The sequence below is a fragment of the Mesorhizobium sp. CNPSo 4688 genome (genome assembly GCF_057784295.1).
This window is the reverse complement of the sequence record NZ_JBWLUY010000002.1, coordinates 351,852-367,825: the sequence shown is the minus strand read 5'-3', so window position 1 is coordinate 367,825 and position 15,974 is coordinate 351,852. Positions and strand designations below refer to the sequence as shown.

At 64.5% G+C, this 15,974-nt stretch carries 20 protein-coding genes; 11 read left to right on the top strand and 9 right to left on the bottom strand.

Features of this window, described 5'->3' with window-relative positions; genetic code table 11:
• Nucleotides 1-17: 17 nt before the first annotated feature.
• Together AC04SH_RS04830 and AC04SH_RS04825 are read left to right on the top strand one after the other, a co-directional pair.
• A complete protein-coding gene (locus AC04SH_RS04830) occupies nucleotides 18-437 on the top strand; it encodes a GNAT family N-acetyltransferase (protein WP_488574126.1) in 420 nt (139 codons plus the stop codon).
• A gap of 30 nt (nucleotides 438-467) precedes the next feature.
• A complete protein-coding gene (locus tag AC04SH_RS04825; protein WP_488574125.1) occupies nucleotides 468-806 on the top strand; it encodes a hypothetical protein in 339 nt (112 codons plus the stop codon).
• A 4-nt stretch (nucleotides 807-810) separates the two neighbouring features.
• On the opposite strand, the gene zapE is transcribed toward AC04SH_RS04825, so the two are convergent.
• Together zapE and AC04SH_RS04815 are read right to left on the bottom strand one after the other, a co-directional pair.
• The gene (gene zapE / locus AC04SH_RS04820; RefSeq protein WP_488574124.1) at nucleotides 811-2,022 is read right to left on the bottom strand and encodes a cell division protein ZapE; all 1,212 of its coding nucleotides are present in this window, start codon (nucleotides 2,020-2,022) and stop codon (nucleotides 811-813) included.
• A 30-nt stretch (nucleotides 2,023-2,052) separates the two neighbouring features.
• Nucleotides 2,053-2,592, bottom strand: a complete 540-nt coding sequence (locus AC04SH_RS04815; RefSeq protein WP_112560096.1) for an AprI/Inh family metalloprotease inhibitor — start codon at nucleotides 2,590-2,592, stop codon at nucleotides 2,053-2,055.
• Nucleotides 2,593-2,866: 274 nt separating this feature from the next.
• Between AC04SH_RS04815 and AC04SH_RS04810 the strand changes: the two genes are divergently transcribed.
• From AC04SH_RS04810 to AC04SH_RS04775, 8 genes are all read left to right on the top strand, one after another.
• Complete coding sequence (locus tag AC04SH_RS04810) at nucleotides 2,867-3,877, top strand: MBL fold metallo-hydrolase (RefSeq protein WP_488574123.1); 1,011 nt, start codon at nucleotides 2,867-2,869, stop codon at nucleotides 3,875-3,877.
• A gap of 63 nt (nucleotides 3,878-3,940) precedes the next feature.
• Nucleotides 3,941-4,102 (top strand): DUF1328 domain-containing protein, encoded by a 162-nt coding sequence (locus AC04SH_RS04805; RefSeq protein WP_488574122.1) that lies wholly within the window; start codon nucleotides 3,941-3,943, stop codon nucleotides 4,100-4,102.
• 73 nt (nucleotides 4,103-4,175) lie between these two features.
• Nucleotides 4,176-5,060 (top strand): diaminopimelate epimerase, encoded by an 885-nt coding sequence (dapF, locus tag AC04SH_RS04800; RefSeq protein WP_488574121.1) that lies wholly within the window; start codon nucleotides 4,176-4,178, stop codon nucleotides 5,058-5,060.
• Nucleotides 5,060-6,364, top strand: coding sequence for a tRNA (N(6)-L-threonylcarbamoyladenosine(37)-C(2))-methylthiotransferase MtaB (mtaB, locus tag AC04SH_RS04795; RefSeq protein WP_488574120.1), 1,305 nt, complete (start codon nucleotides 5,060-5,062; stop codon nucleotides 6,362-6,364). Before dapF ends, mtaB begins: the two co-directional genes overlap by 1 nt.
• A 12-nt stretch (nucleotides 6,365-6,376) precedes the next feature.
• Nucleotides 6,377-8,380, top strand: coding sequence for a signal recognition particle-docking protein FtsY (gene ftsY / locus AC04SH_RS04790; RefSeq protein ID WP_488574119.1), 2,004 nt, complete (start codon nucleotides 6,377-6,379; stop codon nucleotides 8,378-8,380).
• Between the two features lie 61 nt (nucleotides 8,381-8,441).
• On the top strand, nucleotides 8,442-9,113 hold the full coding sequence (locus AC04SH_RS04785; RefSeq protein WP_112560237.1) for a septation protein A: 672 nt from the start codon (nucleotides 8,442-8,444) through the stop codon (nucleotides 9,111-9,113).
• Between the two features lie 65 nt (nucleotides 9,114-9,178).
• Nucleotides 9,179-9,799, top strand: coding sequence for a pyridoxamine 5'-phosphate oxidase family protein (locus AC04SH_RS04780; RefSeq protein ID WP_488574118.1), 621 nt, complete (start codon nucleotides 9,179-9,181; stop codon nucleotides 9,797-9,799).
• Nucleotides 9,800-9,835: 36 nt separating this feature from the next.
• Complete coding sequence (locus AC04SH_RS04775) at nucleotides 9,836-10,366, top strand: NADPH-dependent FMN reductase (RefSeq protein ID WP_488574117.1); 531 nt, start codon at nucleotides 9,836-9,838, stop codon at nucleotides 10,364-10,366.
• Between the two features lie 251 nt (nucleotides 10,367-10,617).
• On the opposite strand, the gene AC04SH_RS04770 is transcribed toward AC04SH_RS04775, so the two are convergent.
• The gene (locus AC04SH_RS04770; protein ID WP_013528835.1) at nucleotides 10,618-10,824 is read right to left on the bottom strand and encodes a tautomerase family protein; all 207 of its coding nucleotides are present in this window, start codon (nucleotides 10,822-10,824) and stop codon (nucleotides 10,618-10,620) included.
• Nucleotides 10,825-10,989: 165 nt separating this feature from the next.
• On the bottom strand, nucleotides 10,990-11,910 hold the full coding sequence (locus AC04SH_RS04765; RefSeq protein ID WP_488574116.1) for an SMP-30/gluconolactonase/LRE family protein: 921 nt from the start codon (nucleotides 11,908-11,910) through the stop codon (nucleotides 10,990-10,992).
• A gap of 288 nt (nucleotides 11,911-12,198) precedes the next feature.
• On the opposite strand from AC04SH_RS04765, the gene AC04SH_RS04760 reads away from it, so the two are divergent.
• Entirely contained in the window at nucleotides 12,199-12,366 is a 168-nt protein-coding gene (locus tag AC04SH_RS04760) for a hypothetical protein (protein WP_112560088.1), read from the top strand.
• A 10-nt stretch (nucleotides 12,367-12,376) separates the two neighbouring features.
• Here AC04SH_RS04760 and AC04SH_RS04755 read toward each other — a convergent pair whose 3' ends face one another.
• From AC04SH_RS04755 to ccmA, 5 genes are all read right to left on the bottom strand, one after another.
• Complete coding sequence (locus AC04SH_RS04755; RefSeq protein ID WP_488574115.1) at nucleotides 12,377-13,420, bottom strand: DUF2332 domain-containing protein; 1,044 nt, start codon at nucleotides 13,418-13,420, stop codon at nucleotides 12,377-12,379.
• 15 nt (nucleotides 13,421-13,435) lie between these two features.
• Nucleotides 13,436-14,017 (bottom strand): DsbE family thiol:disulfide interchange protein, encoded by a 582-nt coding sequence (locus tag AC04SH_RS04750; RefSeq protein WP_477235556.1) that lies wholly within the window; start codon nucleotides 14,015-14,017, stop codon nucleotides 13,436-13,438.
• Nucleotides 14,014-14,193 (bottom strand): heme exporter protein CcmD, encoded by a 180-nt coding sequence (gene ccmD, locus AC04SH_RS04745; protein WP_477235554.1) that lies wholly within the window; start codon nucleotides 14,191-14,193, stop codon nucleotides 14,014-14,016. The genes AC04SH_RS04750 and ccmD overlap by 4 nt, the downstream gene beginning before the upstream one ends.
• Before the next feature lie 105 nt (nucleotides 14,194-14,298).
• Entirely contained in the window at nucleotides 14,299-14,964 is a 666-nt protein-coding gene (gene ccmB / locus AC04SH_RS04740; protein ID WP_488574114.1) for a heme exporter protein CcmB, read from the bottom strand.
• A gap of 193 nt (nucleotides 14,965-15,157) precedes the next feature.
• Nucleotides 15,158-15,760 (bottom strand): heme ABC exporter ATP-binding protein CcmA, encoded by a 603-nt coding sequence (ccmA, locus tag AC04SH_RS04735; RefSeq protein WP_488574113.1) that lies wholly within the window; start codon nucleotides 15,758-15,760, stop codon nucleotides 15,158-15,160.
• Between the last annotated feature and the right edge of the window lie 214 nt (nucleotides 15,761-15,974).

Sequence of the window (15,974 nt, the reverse complement as noted above, 5' to 3'; positions counted from 1 at the left end):
TTGAGAGGTTTTACACAATGAACGTGGAAATCAGAAGACTATATGCCGGCGATGACGCCCTTGTGAAGCAGATCGCCGAAGACGTGTTCGACGAGCCGGTGCGCCCCGACAGGCTCGCCGCCTATCTCGCCGCACCAGGCCATTTCATGATCGTGGCACTGTCCGAAAATGTCGTCGTCGGCCAGTGCGCCGCCGTCATCCACCGCCACCCCGACAAGGTCAGCGAACTCTACATCGACGAGGTCGGCGTGTCCCCGACCTTCCAGCGCCAGGGCATCGCCCGAAAGATCTTGGACGCCATGTTCGCGCTTGGCCGCGAGCAAGGCTGCGGCGAAGCCTGGGTCGGCACCGAGCCCGACAATTTTCCAGCGCGCGCGCTTTATGAATCGCGCGGTTCAGTAGCCGAGCCATTCGTGATGTATGTCTACAGGCTCTAGAATGCCGCCACGACAACAGGGAGGTTAGCCATGACTGAGACAGAACCGCTCATTCTGCGTCGCTGGTCGTCCGTCATCCGTACTCAGGATCGCGTTGCCTATGCCGCCTATGTCGAGAGGACGGGAGGCCTCGACTACGCGGCTACGGCCGGCAATCGCGGTTTCCAGATGCTTATGCGCGATCGCGACGATGGCTCGACGGAGATCGTCACATTGAGCTGGTGGTCATCAATGGACGCCGTGCGAAGCTTTGCCGGGGATGCACCCGAACTGGCCCGCTACTATCCCGAAGACGATCACTACCTTCTGGAAAAGCCCGAATTCGTCGACCACTACACGGTTGTTGCCGGAACCTTGCCGCCCACTTGAAGGCTTAGGCCATCGCGACCGGAGGCTCGGTATGCCTGCCTTCGGGCTTCTGCGCCTTCTGCCGTTCCGCCCAGTCTTCCAGCCAGTCGCGGCTTTGCATGTCTATCAGCCGCGAGGCCGTGCGCTCGAATTCGAACACCTCGACGCCGCGCTTGGCCGTGTAAAGCTCAGGCGGCGGCGCGGCGGCGCTCACCACCAACCGCGTGTGATGATCGTAGAGCGTGTCGATCAGCAGGATAAAGCGCTTGGCCTCGTTGCGCCTGCCTTCGCCGAGCACCGGGATGTGATCGATGAAGATGGTCGAGAAGCGGCCGGCAATGGCCAGGAAATCGCGCGCGCCGAGCGGCTTTTCGCAGAGATCGGCAAAGGAAAACCGCGCAGCATTGCCGGCGGCGGCCGGCACCGCCACCTGCCTGCCCTTGACTGCCACGGTGGTTTCGGCGACCGGCGCCCCGCGTGTCATCGCTTGCCAGGCCTCGTCCAGCACGCGGTCGGCTTCGGCATCCGCCGGCGTGACATAGACCGGCGTGCGGGCGAGTTTTTCCAGCCGGTAGTCCTTGTCGGCGTCAAGCGTCAGCACATGGGCGTGGCGCTCGAGAATGCCGATGAAGGGCAGGAAGAGCTGGCGGTTCAGCCCGTCGCGATAGAGGTTTTCGGGCGCGACATTGGAGGTGGCGACCAGCACCACGCCATTGGCAAACAGCGCCGAGAACAGCCGCGACAGGATCATCGCATCGGCAATGTCGGTGACCGAAAACTCATCGAAGCACAGCACCCAGGCCTGTTCGGCAAGCTGGAGCGCCACCGGCGGGATGGGATCGTCCTCCTTGGCGTCGCCGTTCTTGCGCGCCTGCCGGTGCTTCTGGATGCGGTCCTGCACATCGGCCATGAAGTCGTTGAAATGGACACGACGCTTGCGGCGGACCGGCAGCAGTTCGAAGAACATGTCCATCAGCATGGTCTTGCCGCGGCCGACGCCACCATGGATGTAGAGGCCTTTGACGACCTCGCGCGTCTCGCGCTTGCGGGCAAACAGCCAGCCGAGCGCACTCGACTTCTGCGCCAGCCGCTTGACCGAGATCTCATCGGTCAGCCGGTCGAGTGCGGCGGCGATACGCTCCTGCGCCGGATCGCGTTCGATGGCGCCGGTGTCGACCAGATGGTCGTAGCGCTGCCTGACGGTCGCATGGGTCTGGAGGCCGTCACGCAGATGCATCGGTCACGTCGCTGTCTAGGGATAGGCAGCTTATCTTGTAAGCGAAATCGGCAGGCCGGTGGAAGTCTGGCCGTCGAATTTCGAACCGCCCGACGAATAGAGCCGCGCCAGCGTGCCGCCATTCTCGTCATAGAGCGTCAGCTGCTTGCCGGCGACGTTCCACGACTTGATGCCGTCGATCGGTGCGGGGCAATGCAATGGTCCGGCGCGATAGCCGGCGCCGAATTTGGTCTGTGGCGTCGCCACCTTGCAGCTCTGTCCGGAAACGCTGGCGTTCCAGACGCCGGCGACGCTGGCCGCGGTGAGGTCGGTGGCGCCCGCAGGCGCCGATCCATCCGGCGGCAGCGAGGCGACCTGAGTGCCGGCCGGCGCCGTCGGGAATTGCGACGGGTCGGTTGTGCCCGGCGCTGCCGGTGGCGGCAGCTGGCTTCCGCTCACCGTACCGGCGGGCGCGGGCTGCAGCGGCGCCGGCTGCTGGTCATCCATCGATGAAAAACGCGAGGTCGAACAGCCGCTTGCAAACAGCGCTGCCAGCGATACGGCCACCAGGCCGCTTCTCGAAAAAGTCATTTCAACCTCCGTCGGATCCGGCTGGGGGGAAGCCGTCCGCACACTCTCACCCTCACCAAGATGGAGAAGGTGGCGAAATTTCAACCCGATATGGTTAAAATAGGGTTTGCAGCAAGAAATGTTGCAAATTTATCGCAAAATGGCTGGCGGACGAGGGCGTGCCTTGGCTCTAGCGCGGTTCGAACCGGTAGAGTGGTTGCGACAGCGGCACCTGCTTGCGCCGGAGGCCCTCATCCCTATCTAGCAAGGACAGAAACCTGCCGGAGCCGAAACCTTGGCCGCGAGAAAGAGAGCCGCCAACCGCTATTACAGCGGCCCGCCCAGCGACCATTTCGACGGTACTCTCTTCTTCAATCCCGACGGCCAGATGCCCGGCCGCTTCACCGATCTGCTCAAATGGCAGCTGAGCGGCGAGCGTTCGAAATGGCCGGCAGCCAATCCAAGCCCGTTTGAACCAACGGAGCCGGCGGCGCGCATCGACAGCGGCGGGCTGCGTCTGACCATGGTCGGTCATTCCACGCTGCTGATCCAGACCGCCGGCGTCAACATCCTGACCGACCCGGTGTGGTCGCCGCGCGCGTCGCCGCTCTCCTTTGCCGGGCCCAGGCGCGTCAATCCTCCAGGCATCGCCTTTTCCCAACTGCCGCCGATCGACCTGGTGCTGGTCAGCCACAATCATTATGACCATCTCGACCTCGCCACGCTCAAGCGGCTGAAGGCCAGGCACGACCCGCTTGTGCTGACGCCGCTCGGCAACGACGCCATCATAGAAGCAGCCATTCCCGGCATGCGGCTGACCGCCCATGACTGGGGCGAGCGTGTCGACATCGGCAACGATGTCGCTGTCCATGTCGAGCCGGTGCATCACTGGTCGGCACGTGGCGCGCGCGACCGCCGCATGGCGCTGTGGGCCGGCTTCGTGGTCGAAACTCCCGCCGGAAAAATCTATTTCGCTGGCGATACCGGCTTCCATGGCGGCGCCAATTACCGGCTGATGGCTGAGAAGCATGGCGGCTTTCGCCTCGCCATCCTGCCGATCGGCGCCTACGAGCCGCGCTGGTTCATGGCGCCGCAGCACCAGAACCCGGAAGAGGCGGTGCAAGGCATGCAGCTGTGCAACGCGGCTCACGCCGCAGGCTGCCACTGGGGCACGTTCCATCTCACTGATGAACCGGTCGACGAGCCGGTTCGAAAACTGGCCGAGGCGCTGGAGGCAGAGGGTGTTCCGCACGAGCGCTTCCGCGCCTTGCGGCCGGGCGAAATCTGGGATGTACCGGACGCTTAGGGAAGGAACCCAACGGGTCGAAACGCGTTGTTTGCGCAACGCAATTTGGCCGGGAGCCCTTCCATGATCAAATGGATCATCATTCTTCTGATCGTCGCCGCCGCCGCGAGCCTGCTCGGCATGCCGGCACTGGCGGGTGCCGCCGCCACCGGCGCGCGCATCCTCATCGGCATCGTTCTCGTCATCTTCCTGCTGATCATGCTCGGCGTCTTTGCCGTGACCTGAGACCCCGTCGCACTGGTAATTCCCGCCCGTTTCCGCCATATAGCGGCAAAACGGACAGGAACTACTGGAAGCTATGGCAGGCACGGCCCCCTTCGCCAAGATGAACGGCATCGGCAACGAGATCATTGTTGCCGACATGCGTGGTCGTGCCGACCGGGTGATGGCGTCGTCGGCGGTCGCGCTCAACGCCGATGCGGCGACCAGGTTCGACCAGATCATGGCCATCCACGACGCCCGCACACCTGGCACCGCCTATTACATCGACATATTGAATTCCGACGGCTCGAGCGCGCAGGCCTGCGGCAACGGCATGCGCTGCGTCGTCCAGGCGCTGGCCGCCGAAACCGGCCAGAAGAACTTCACCTTCGAGACCCGCGCCGGCATCCTCAACGCCGTCGAGCACGCTGACGGCACCATCTCGGTCGACATGGGCACGCCGCGCTTCGGCTGGCAGGATATTCCGCTGGCGGAAGAGTTTCGCGACACCCGCATGATCGAATTGCAGATCGGCCCGATCGACGCGCCGGTGCTGCATTCGCCTTCGGCTCTCTCGATGGGCAACCCGCACGCCATCTTCTGGGTCGACCGCGATGTCTGGTCCTACGAGCTCGAGCGTTTCGGCCCGCTGCTCGAAAACCACCCGATCTTTCCCGAGCGCGCCAACATCACCATCGCCCAGGTGACGTCGCCGGAGACGATGATCATCCGCACCTGGGAGCGCGGCGCCGGCCTGACCAAGGCCTGCGGCTCGGCTGCCTGCGCCTCCGTGGTCGCCGCTGCCCGCACCCGGCGCACCGGCCGCAGCGTTACGCTGATGACGCCCGGCGGCGGCTCGCTGCATGTCGAATGGCGCGACGATGACCACGTTATCCTGACCGGCGCTGCCGAATGGGAGTTTTCCGGCAGTTTCGATCCGTCGACCGGAAGCTGGGCTCGCGACACCGAAAGCGCGGCCTGATGTCTGGTCTTGCCAACGCAAAAGGCATAGACGTCGTCACCTTCGGCTGCCGGCTGAACACCTATGAGTCCGAGGTGATGCGGCGTGAGGCGGAACGTGCCGGCCTCGGCGCGCTCAAAGGCGGCGCCATCATCTTCAACACCTGCGCCGTCACTTCGGAAGCGGTGCGCCAGGCCAAGCAGTCGATCCGCAAGGCCCGCCGCGAACACCCGGCGGCGCGCATCATCGTCACCGGCTGCGCTGCGCAGACCGAACCGCAGAATTTTGCCGCCATGGACGAAGTCGACCTCGTTCTCGGCAATGAGGAGAAGCTGAAGGCGAACTCCTACCGCGCGCTGCCGGATTTCGGCGTCAACGACACCGAGAAGGCGCGCGTCAACGACATTTTTTCGGTGCGCGAGACCGCCGGCCACATGGTCGACGCCATCGAGGGCCGGGCCCGCGCTTTCGTGCAGGTGCAGAATGGCTGCGACCATCGTTGCACCTTCTGCATCATCCCCTACGGCCGCGGCAATTCGCGCTCGGTGCCAATGGGCGCCGTGGTCGAGCAGGTCAAAAGGCTCGCCGGCAACGGCTATGCCGAAATCGTGCTGACCGGCGTCGACATGACGTCTTTCGGCGCCGATCTGCCGGGCGCGCCGAAACTCGGAAAGCTGGTGAAGACCATCCTCAAGCAAGTGCCCGACGTGAAGCGGCTGCGGCTGTCTTCCATCGATTCGATCGAAGCGGACGACGACCTGCTCGATGCGATGGCCACCGAGCCCAGGCTGATGCCACATCTGCATCTGTCGCTGCAGTCGGGCGACGACATGATTTTGAAGCGCATGAAGCGCCGGCATTTGCGCGACCAGTCGATCCGCTTCTGCGAGGATGTGCGCAAATTGCGCCCTGGCATCGTCTTCGGCGCCGACATCATCGCCGGCTTCCCGACCGAGACCGAGGACATGTTCGAGAATTCGATAAAAATCGTCGAGGAGTGCGGGCTGACGCATCTGCATGTCTTCCCGTTCTCGCCGCGCGAAGGCACGCCCGCCGCGCGCATGCCGCAGGTCCGCCGCGAACTGGTGAAGCAGCGCGCCGCAAGGCTGCGCGCCGCCGGCGAAGCCGCCTATCGCCGCCATCTGTCGTCACTGCCGGGAACGCGCCAGTCGATCCTGGTCGAGCGCGACGGCCTTGGCCGCACCGAAGGGTTTACGCTGGCCGCCATCGCTGCCGGTGCGCCGGGCGAGATCGTCGAGGCCGCCATTACCGGCCATGACGGCGCGCGCCTGCTTGCGGCGCCGCTCACCGCCCGCGCCGCCTGAGACTGATAAAGCATGGCCGGTTTTTTCAAGAAGATATTTTCGTTCGGCAAGAAGGAAGTCGTCGAGGAGCGCGTCGACGAAACCGCGCCGCTGCCGCCGATCAAATGGGACGCGCTTGAGGCGCTGAAGCCGGCCGCGGAGCAGGCGCTACCTGAGTTTTTGAAGCGCGACGAGGCGCCCGAAGCCGAAGTTGTGCCGACACCGGCGACGGAGCCCGAGGCGCCAGCGCCCCACCCTCCCCACGATGGGGAGGGTCGACGCGAAGCGGCGGGGCGGGGCGCCGATGCCGGCGCCAGTCACCCCGACCCCCAAGCTTCGCTTGGGACCTCCCCCATCGAGGGGGCGGTAAAGCCTGCGCCGCAGCCCGCACCCGAAGAACCGAAGCCCGAGCCAGCGCCTGTCGAGGAGCCGAAGCCGGAGCCTGAGCCGGTCGAGGAACCGCAGCCGCCGGAGCCGGTTGTCCCACCCGAGCCAGAACCGCTGCCGGAGCCCGCGCCGGCAGAAGAGCCGCAGCCTGTGCCGGAGGCACCCGAGCCGCCGGCGCCGGAGGAAGTTCCTGCGTCGCCCGCCGCTCCTGAGCCTGAACCGCAGCCGCAAGAGGTGCCGCCGGCACCGGCCGAGCCGGAGATCGAGCCGTCGCGCCCGGAAAGGCTGCCTGAGCCAGCGCCTGTCGAGGTGCCGACACCGGCCGAGGTTCCCGCCGAAGCGCCCCCGATCGAGGTGCCGCCACCGGCGCCGTCTCCCGCGCAGCCGATCTCAGAAGCCAGCGCCGCCCCTCATCCGCCTGCAGGCACCTTCTCCCCGTATAGGGACGGGGAGAAGGAAGAAGCGCCAACGCCCCACCCTCCCCTCGATGGGGAGGGTCGACGCGAAGCGGCGGGGTGGGGTGAGAGCGCTGACGTTGGTGCCAGTCACCCCCACCCCCGAGCTGCGCTCGGGACCTCCCCCATCGAGGGGGAGGTAAAACCTGCGCCGGCACCAATCCCGCAATCGGCCCCGCAACCTTCGCCAGAGCCCAAGCCCGCTCCCGGCAAGGTGACCGTCACCAAGAAGGTCGAGCAGAAGGCTGAGCCGGTCAAAGCGCCGGAGCCGGCGCCGCGGCGCTCCTGGTTCCAGCGCATGCGCGACGGGCTGGCGCGGTCGTCGCGCGAGCTCACCGGCAACATTGCCGGCGTCTTCACCAAGCGGAAGCTGGACGAGGACACGCTGCAGGACCTGGAAGATGTGCTGATCCGCGCCGATCTCGGCCTGGAAACGGCCTTGCGCGTCACCGATGCGCTCGCTGCCAGCCGTTACGGCAAGGATGTCTCGGACGCCGACGTCCGCTCCATCATGGCGGCCGAGGTGGAGAAGGTGCTGACCCATGTCGCCATGCCGCTGGAGCTCGACCTTTCGCACAAGCCGCATGTCATCCTCGTGGTCGGCGTCAACGGCACCGGCAAGACCACCACCATCGGCAAGCTGGCGGCAAAACTGACCGATGGCGGCTTGTCGGTAATGCTGGCCGCCGGCGACACCTTTCGCGCTGCCGCGATCGAGCAGTTGAAGATCTGGGGCGAGCGGACTAAGTCGCCGGTCATCGCCTCCAAGATCGGCGCCGATGCCGCCGGCCTCGCCTACGACGCCTTCGAGAAGGCGAAAGAGGCTGGCTCAGACGTGCTGATCATCGACACCGCCGGCCGGCTGCAGAACAAGACCGAACTGATGGCCGAACTGGAAAAGATCGTCCGCGTGCTGGGCAAGCTCGACCCCGAAGCGCCGCACACCGTGCTGCAGACGGTCGACGCCACCACCGGCCAGAACGCGCTCAACCAGGTCGAGATCTTCCGCAATGTCGCCGGCGTCAACGGCCTGGTGATGACCAAGCTGGACGGCACGGCGCGCGGCGGTATTCTGGTGGCGATCGCGGCAAAACACAAACTGCCGGTCTATTTCATCGGCGTCGGCGAACAGGTCGACGACCTCGAACCTTTCTCAGCCAGCGAATTCGCCAGGGCGATCGCGGGCGTAGCGTAACAGGCAATGATCTCGAAGAGCTGACGGCTTTTTGGACACGATCATGCGTCAGAAGGAAGTCATGAACCCTCCCATCCTCGAACGCGACCCGTCCGACCCGCAGAAGAAGAAAGAAAGCGTCAATCCGCTGCTCAAGCTGGTGCTGGAGCTCGGACCCTTGATGGTGTTCTTCTTCGCCAATGCGCGCGGCGCCTGGCTGGTCGAGAAATTCCCCGTGCTGGCCGAATTCGGCGGGCCGATCTTCGTCGCCACCGGCCTGTTCATGGCCGCGACCGCAATCGCTCTGATTGCCTCCTGGCTGCTGATGCGCACCTTGCCGATCATGCCGATGGTTTCGGGCGTCGTCGTCTTCATCTTCGGCGCGCTGACGCTCTATCTGCAGGACGACGTCTTCATCAAGATGAAACCGACCATCGTCAACACGCTGTTCGGCGGCGTGCTGCTCGGCGGCCTGTATTTCGGCCGCTCGCTGCTTGGCTATGTCTTCGATTCGGCCTTTCGCCTCGATGCCGAAGGCTGGCGCAAGCTGACCTTTCGCTGGGGCCTGTTCTTCCTGTTCCTGGCTCTTGCCAATGAAGTGGTGTGGCGGAATTTTTCGACCGACTTCTGGGTTACCTTCAAGGTCTGGGGCATCATGCCGATCACGCTGTTGTTCACCTTCAGCCAGATGCCGCTGATCCTGCGCCATTCGATCGAGGATAAGACCGAGAAGGTGGAAGAAGCCGGCAAGTAGACCAATTCCGGGAAGGTGAGGGGTGGTTTCCCAAGGAATTGCTCTGGAATTGGAGGAGAGGGGCCATGGAATTCGTCACCACGCGCGACGAGCTGAGGACGATCTACAAGACGCCGCGGTCGACGGACGCCTCGATGCGCAAGGAACTAAAGGTCCTCGACGGCCACTGCCGCTCCTTCATCGGGAAGAGCCCCTTCGTGCTGATCGGTTCTTCCGATAATGCCGGCAATGCCGACGTGACGCCGAAAGGCGACAAGCCGGGCTTCGCCCTTGTCCTTGACGACAAGACCATCGCCATTCCCGACCGACCCGGCAACAACCGGCTGGACACGCTGGAAAACATCCTGCTCAACCCTTCGGTCGGGCTGCTCTTCCTCATCCCCGGCATGAACGAGACGCTGCGCATTAACGGCGATGCCCGCATCACCGTCGATGCGGATTTGCGCGAGCGTCTCGCCGTCGACGGCAAGCAACCGCAAAGCGTCGTCGTGGTAACCGTCAAGGTCGCCTACATGCACTGCGCCAAGGCCTTCATGCGCTCCGAACTGTGGAAGCCTGACAGCTGGTACGACCGCGCGACATTGCCGACGCTCGGCCAGATCCTGTCCGACCAGATGGCGCATGCCGAAACGCCCAGCGATTTCGACCGCTCGCTGGACGAGGCCTACAGCAAGACCCTGTGGTAGATTTCGGGCCATTCCGGCCCCTTGCCCGGTTTTCCCGTGATCGAACTCCTCGCCATCTCCGGCAGCCTGCGCGCCGCCTCGACCAATTCGGCGCTGCTCGCGGCGCTGGCTGCGAACGCGCCTTCGGATTGCCGCGTAACCATCTATGACGGGCTCGGCCGGCTGCCGATCTTCAATCCCGACGACGAAGGCGCGCGCACGCCGGCCGAAGCCGCACGGCTGATCGCGGCCGTCACCAGCGCAGACGGCATTATCATCTCCTGCCCCGAATATGCACATGGCGTGCCGGGCGGCATGAAGAATGCGCTCGACTGGCTGGTCTCGCGCGACGCCGCCGTCGGCAAGCCGGCCATGCTGGTGCATGCCTCCGCGCGCTCGCTCTACGCCCGCGCCGCGCTGGCCGAGATCATGCGAACGATGTCGTTTGCGATGTATGAGGATGCGCTTGAAATCGCGCTGCTGGGCAAGAAGCCGGCGGAGGTGGAGACGATCTTGGGCGAGGGCGCAAACCAGCGAGCGATGCGCGACGCGGTGCAGGGGTTCGCGGGTTTTATACGCGGGCGGTGAGCGGCTTTCCCTTCTCCCCTTGTGGGGTGAGAAGCGGTCCGCTTCAGCGGACGAAAAGCCAATTGCTTGGCTTTTCGAGCTTCGAACGCCCTTAGCTATGCGAAGGGCCGGGGTGGTGGTGGCCGATCCACCTGCCGGGTCCCCGCTGCTTCGCAGCGTCCCGGCGTTCGTCGGCCTTTCATCGTGCCACTGGGACGATAAATTCGCTTACGCGAACCGGCTGCTCACCCCACAAGGGGAGAAGGAAGGCGCTACCCCTTCCGCAACGTCTCGACGTCGGTCTTGCCAACATACCAGTCACGCGCATTGACCTCTTCGAACACCACCCAGACATCGTCATTGCTAAGCCCGGTTGCGTCCATGATGGCCGCCGTGACCTTTTTGGCGATGTCAGCCTTCTTGCCCGCCGGATCAGCGGCGATCACTTCCTTGACGATGCGGATGTTGACGAATGGCATGACGTCCTCCCCTTGAATTGTGTCTGATACCGCCACTGGCAGACGGCTTAGAAATCCGCTCCGGCGAACCACTTGGCGGTGGTTCCGGCAGCCGCAGCGCAACGGGCGCCGCGAGCATGCGCAGGAGCGCCATCAAGGGCCGCCAGAGAAGCGTTTCCAGCAGCCTCAATAGGTCTTGGCCCCGTTCACCATCAGCCGCACCATGTAAAGCGACGTCGTGCCGGCGATGTAGAGGCAGTTCAGCTTGTTGCCGCCGAACACGCAATTGGCGGTGACTTCCGGCACCTTCACCTTGCCGATCAGCGTGCCGTCGGGATCGTAGCAATGGATGCCGTCGGCGGCGCTGGTCCAGATGCGGCCGGCCTCGTCGAGCCGGAAGCCGTCGAACAGGCCGGCCGTGCAGTCGGCGAACACCTTGCCGCCCGACACCTTCTTGCCGTGCTTGCCCACGTTGAAAACCCGCATATGCGCCGGGTTTTGTGCGCCATGCGTGCGGCCGGTGTCGACGACATAGAGCTGGCTTTCATCCAGCGAGAAGGCAAGCCCGTTCGGCCGGACCATGTCGGTGATGACGGCCTCGACTTCGCCGCTGTCGGGATCGACCCGGTAGACGTAGCAGGCGCCGATTTCGCTCTCGGCCTTGTCGCCCTCATAGTCGGTGTCGATGCCGTAGCTCGGATCGGTGAACCAGATCGAGCCGTCGGAGCGCACCACGACGTCGTTGGGCGAATTCAGCCGCTTGCCTTTCCATTTGGCCGCGATGGTGGTGATCGAGCCGTCATACTCGGTGCGGCTGACGCGGCGGCCCGAATGCTCGCACGTCACCAGCCGGCCCTGGCGGTCGACAGTGTTGCCGTTGGAATTGCCGGAGGGCTGACGGAACACGCTGACATTGCCGTCGGTCTCGTCATAGCGCAGCATGCGATTGTTGGGGATGTCGGACCAGACCACATAGCGGCCGGCAGCGAACCAGGCCGGCCCTTCCGCCCACTGACATCCGGTGAACAGCTTTTCCACCTGCGCGTTGCCATTGAACAGCCGCGCGAAACGCGGATCGAGAATTTCGTAATAGTCTGCGGCCGCCATGCTTTTCCTCCAGGCATCACGTGACGCGCGGATCAAGCCAGCCTGCGCGCGAGAAGGCAAGATGGCGCATGCGCAATTTGTAAGACAAAAGGCGCACGGCCAGTGTTGGCTCGGAAAGGTGTCCGGCCGTGCATGGTGCTGTTAGCGCTGCATTAACCGGCTATGCGTTCCGTGCAATGGTGCATTGCAACATCTTCTTTTTGCATCGCACCATTCCTATGTCATGCTGCGTACAGTCAAGGGAGGAACAAATTCGCCGCTGATATGCGGCACGAAAGGACCCTTGCTATGATCTTCGACAGTCTCATGACCCGCGCTCGCACCTCGATTGCCAAGCGCAAGCACTACAACCGCCTCGTCGCCGAAATCGAGAACCTTTCCGGCCGCGACCTCGCCGACCTGCGCGCCGATCGCTCGGAAATGCTCTACCAGGTCCGCAAGCAGATCTACGGCTGAGCGAACGGGCTCAGCCGATCCATTCGATCCAACGGCCATGGTAATCGCAATGGGCCAGGCGGCGTGTCTCGCCGAGCGGCCATAGAGTCAGGCTGAGCACTGCCCACTTCTTTGTGGGATCGCGCGGCTCCATCCTCAGCCTTGCGACAGGCGCATCGGCCGTAGCCTGTCTGCCCGCCCGCTCCAGGGTGGCGGTGATGGCATCCTTTGTCGTCCGCGGCAAATATTGCCACATGATCGAATGATAGAGCACGAAGGCGCCGCCCTGCTGCCGTGCGGCCAGCGCCTTCTCGACAAACTCCGCTGCATCCGCCCTGACAAGCAGCGGCGGCAACTTTTCGGCAAGTGACAGCGCGGCGTCGAGCCGGGCCAGCCTCGCTGCCTGATCGGCCCAGATGAAGGACCGAAGCCGTAGCCGCGCGGCCGCGTCGGCGAAGTCGACCGGCGCGATGTCGCAGCCGGAGCGGTGGCGAACGTTGATGTCTCCATTCAGCGGAACAGCACAGCCACGCACCTCCGGCGCCAACCGGACGGGGGAGGCCGGGTCGCCCCACTCAGCATCGCCATAGCGATAGTGAAAGCTGTCGAACAGGAGATTGAGCCCGGCGCTGGCGCCGATCTCAAACAGATCCAGCGGCAAGCCGGTTTCGCGCGCGACCGTCAGAAATCCAGGCAGCAGCATCGCCGACCGGGCGATCTCATTCGTCTGCGGGGCGCCGGCGAGACCAGCGACGATCCGCTCGTCGGATCGCGCAATTGCTTCCGGCAGCACCGCCGCGATCTCATCTTCGCTTGTTTGGTTGGGCGGATAAAGTTGTGTCAGTCGCTCATCCGCACCCGTCAGGACCAACGCGTGCAGCGCGCCGCAGAGCCGCAATGAGAGGCCGTCGGCGCGCGCGTCGCCCGGCCAGCCGAGCACCGCCTGCCCGGTCCTGGTGTTTGCGTCGAGAACCTTGGCCAGCGCACGGCATAATTTCGCGGTGAACGGCGAGCCAAGCCCGTCGCAGCCTTTCGCCTGAGCCAGAAAATGATCGCGGATGTCTCGTTCGTCCATCGCGTTTCCGGTGCCTCAGCCCGGTGCCGCCAGCGCCTTCTCTATCGCCGGCAAAAGCAGCGTCTGCGCCGTATCAGGCGTCAGCGGCCCGACATGCTTGTAGGCGATCTTGCCGTCCTTGCCGATGACGAAGGTTTCCGGCACGCCGTAGACACCCCAGTCGATGGCCGTACGGCCGGCTTCGTCGACGCCTATGGCCTGGAACGGATTGCCGAGATCGCCGAGGAACCGGCGCGCGTTTTGCGGCTCGTCCTTGTAGTTCAGCGCTGCCATGACGAAGCGCTTGTCTTGCGACAGCGCCAGCAGCACCGGATGTTCTTCCCGGCACGGCGCGCACCACGATGCAAAGACATTGACCAGCGTCACCTTGCCGGCGAAGGTTTTTGAATCGAGGCCGGGCAGGTTTGACCCTTCCAGCGCCGGCAAATTGGTCTGCGGCGCCGGCAGGCCAAGCAGCGCCGACGGCACTTCCGCCTCGTCGCGCCCCGACAAAAGCTGCAACAGGAACAGCCCGGCAAGGCCGAGGAAAACCAGCAGCGGCAACAGCACGATCAGGCGGCGGCGTGGCGGCGCCGGCATTTCGCTTTCCGTGCTCATGGTTTGCTGGCCCCAGTGCCGGCCTTGTCCGAACGCCGCCGCACGCCGGCCGCCTCGAGTTCCGCCAGTTCGCGTTTGCGCCCACGCTGGTCGAGCAGGATCCAACCGATCAGCCCGGCCAGCACGATCGCCGTGATGCCATAGGCGGCGGTGACATAGAGGGCGTGTGCGCTCATGCAGCCCGCTTCCCTTCCGCTGTCGCTTCGCCGTGCTCGATCATGGTCTTCCCATAGCTTTGCCGCTTCGGCTTCGCAATTGGCCGGCGCGCCGCAGCGGCCACATCAATCCGTTCCATGCCGCAGCGCCAGCGCTGCCGCCACCGGCCCCAGCACGGCAAGAAACAGCGTCAGCGCGGCAAGAATGAGGAAGGGCTGCGCGAACGGGTCGGGATCGGCCACCGCGCCGTAGCTGGCCGACACCCCGAAGATCAGCACCGGGATGGTCAGCGGCAGCACCAGCACCGAGATCAACAGCCCGCCGCGCGGCAGCGCCACCGCCACCGCCGCGCCCACAGCACCGATGAAGGTGATGGCCGGCGTGCCGACCAGCAGCGTCAGCGCGGTGGCGCCGATGCCGAGCGGTTCCATATTCATGAACAGGCCAAGCAAAGGTGCCGCGACCACCAGAGGCAAGACGCTGCCCGCCCAATGCGCCAGGCATTTCACCAGCACCGTCAGCGCCAGCATGTGGCGATCGTGGCCCAGCACCAGAAGGTCGAGCGAGCCGTCCTCACGGTCGGCCTGGAACAGCCGATCGAGGCCGAGCAGACAGGCGAGCAGAGCGCCGATCCACAGGATCGCCGGGCCGATACGGGCAAGCAGCTTGAGGTCCGGTCCGACGCCGAAGGGGATGGTGGCGATGACGGCGAGGAAGAAGATGACGCCCGTCAATGCCCCGCCGCCGGCGCGGATGGAGAGGCGGATGTCGCGGAGGAAGAGGGCTAGCATGATGTGAGATGCTCGCACTTGAGCACCCCCCTCTGGCCGGCCGGCAATCTCCCCCTCAAGGGGGGAGATTGGATGGAATTTCGGCCTTCGCCAATCTCCAACGTGAGAAAACGCGCAGGTTGCCCGAACTGCCAATCTCCCCCCTTGAGGGGGAGATGCCCGGCAGGGCAAAGGGGGGTGCCTGGCACCGACATCAAATCCCCATCCTCAATTCCTGTGCCCCATCCAACCCCAGCGGCAGATGCGTCGCCGCGACAATAATCCCACCCTCCGCGCAGTGCTTCGCCATCAGCCCCGCAAACCGCGTCTCCGAAGCCTTGTCCAGCCCCGCCGTCGGCTCATCCAGCAGCCACAGCGGCCTGTGGCTGACCAAAAGCTTCGTAATCGCCGCCCGCCTTCTTTGACCGGTCGACAGGAACCCGAACGGCAGATGGCCGATGCCGCCGAGCCCGACCGTCTCCAGCGCCTCTTCGACACCCAGCTGGCCCTCGCCATTGAAATCGCGCCAGAAGCGCAGATTTTCCGCCACGCTCAGCGCCGTCTTCATCGCATTGAGATGGCCGAGATAATGGACGGCCGAAGCGATCGTCGGAAACGTCTCGCCGCCGCCTTCAAGCCGCACGTCGCCTTCTGCTTTCGGCAGCAGCCCGGCGATGACCCTGAGCAGCGTCGATTTGCCTGATCCGTTCGGTCCGGTGACGACCAGCGCCTGGCCATCCTCAATCACGAAACCGATGCCGGAAAAGACCGTCTCGCCGCCGCGTTCGCCGCCCAGATTTTCGGCGATCAGCCGCATCCTTGCCCGTCCCGAAAACTTTACCGTGCGACAGCTGCCGCATCGCACAAAATTGCCTGTCGACTGTCTAGAACTATTCCAGAAAATTCTCTATATGCGGGTCATCCGTGCCAGCGGTCGGCACGGGAAGAGAATTTGCGCCGAACCAGCGCACGCGCCGCCTTGAACGGCTCGGGTTGCTTGGGAGCGGACAGCGGAAATGGCCGTACCCGCA